The sequence below is a fragment of the Lutimaribacter saemankumensis genome (genome assembly GCF_900100005.1).
GTDB classification, from domain to species: domain Bacteria; phylum Pseudomonadota; class Alphaproteobacteria; order Rhodobacterales; family Rhodobacteraceae; genus Lutimaribacter; species Lutimaribacter saemankumensis.
Genome location: NZ_FNEB01000041.1, coordinates 1 through 1301, shown reverse-complemented (window position 1 = coordinate 1301; position 1301 = coordinate 1). Strand labels below are relative to the sequence as shown.

3 protein-coding genes and 1 pseudogene are annotated in these 1301 nt (G+C 55.0%); 2 read left to right on the top strand and 2 right to left on the bottom strand.

Annotation, left to right across the window (positions count from 1 at the left end):
• Both BLT50_RS18835 and BLT50_RS18830 read left to right on the top strand, forming a co-directional pair.
• A partial coding sequence (locus BLT50_RS18835; RefSeq protein WP_139170553.1) for an integrase core domain-containing protein occupies nucleotides 1-108 on the top strand: 108 nt, incomplete at its 5' end.
• A gap of 77 nt (nucleotides 109-185) precedes the next feature.
• Nucleotides 186-863, top strand: a complete 678-nt coding sequence (locus BLT50_RS18830; protein WP_090030846.1) for a nitroreductase — start codon at nucleotides 186-188, stop codon at nucleotides 861-863.
• A 74-nt stretch (nucleotides 864-937) separates the two neighbouring features.
• Here BLT50_RS18830 and BLT50_RS19670 read toward each other — a convergent pair whose 3' ends face one another.
• Nucleotides 938-1084, bottom strand: a complete 147-nt coding sequence (locus BLT50_RS19670) for a hypothetical protein (protein WP_245723465.1) — start codon at nucleotides 1082-1084, stop codon at nucleotides 938-940.
• A 76-nt stretch (nucleotides 1085-1160) separates the two neighbouring features.
• A pseudogene (locus BLT50_RS19520) lies at nucleotides 1161-1250 on the bottom strand (IS6 family transposase); the annotation flags it as partial.
• Nucleotides 1251-1301 lie beyond the last annotated feature (51 nt).

Genomic DNA, 1301 nt, shown 5'->3' with positions numbered 1-1301 from the left:
CAATGGAGGAAACACTACAACACCAAGAGACCACACAGTGCATTGGGCTATCGGCCGCCGGCTCCCGAAACCATCATCCCAATGGAAACCAGCCCAATCATGCACTAACAATTACCTTGGACCAATCAGATCGGGCTGCTCAGCGCCAAGTGTGGTGCTTTGGAAACGAATAGTTAAGGTGAAAGATGAACGTCGAACAAGCGATGCAAGAACGACGCTCCATACGGGGCTTCAAGGACCAACCCGTTCCGAGACCCCTTCTGGAGGAAGTGATTGCACTGGGAAATCGCGCGCCTTCCTCAATGAACACTCAACCATGGCATCTGCACGTCTTAACGGGGGCTCCTCTTGAGAAGGTGCGCAATGGCAATACGGAACGCATGCTGGCAGGCGTTCCTCCAAGCCGCGAAATCGAGGACTATGCCGCCTATGAAGGTGAGCATCGCAAGCGCCAGATCGAAATCGCCGTGCAGCTTTTTGAAGCCATGGGAATCGAGCGTCACGACGCGGAACGACGACAGGATTGGGTCATGCGCGGCTTTCGACAGTTTGATGCACCCGTTTCAATCGTTGTTTGCTTCGATCGGGCGCTTCTCGACAACACCATCGCGCATTTTGACACCGGTGCGATGACCTATGGCTTGGTTCTGGCCGCATGGAGCAAAGGTCTGGGGGCTGTCATAAACGGTCAGGGCATCATGCAAAGCCCTGTTGTACGTGAGGTGGCCAATATCCCAGATGATCAGGTCATTCTGACCTGTGTCGCCCTTGGGTGGCCAGACGAGGAATTCGAAGCCAATTCTGTCGTGTCGCGCCGGCGTCCCGTAGAAAATGTCGCACGTTTTCTGGGATTTGAAGAATAGTGGTCGGATGCGGCCCAAAGGCTCGTGCCGCCTTTTTCCGGTAGGTGGGTTTTTGGGATGTCACTCAACGCTGTTCATTCAAGCCTGGAGCGATACGCCTTTGCACGTGTATGAAGCTGGCGTATCGCGTCATCATCGATTCCAAGTTCGTCGCGATGCCGGACGAGAGAGGCCAGATAGTCGAAGTTTGGACCAAGCCCGCCTTCGGCGCTTGCAATCATTTGAGCGGACAGAGCCGTCACTCCCGTCTTCAGTGTTTCACACCCAGTGAGTACAGCCGCGCACTGAGATGAGGGGCGATAGCGGGAACCGGACATAGAGCATCACCGCCAGGCGGATGATTTCGGGGCTGGTTTTGAAATACTTGAAAGGCGAGCGTTTGGACATCTTGAGGGGCTACGAAAGCCCCCTGCCCGCCTCAAGCTAAGTTAATCTGAC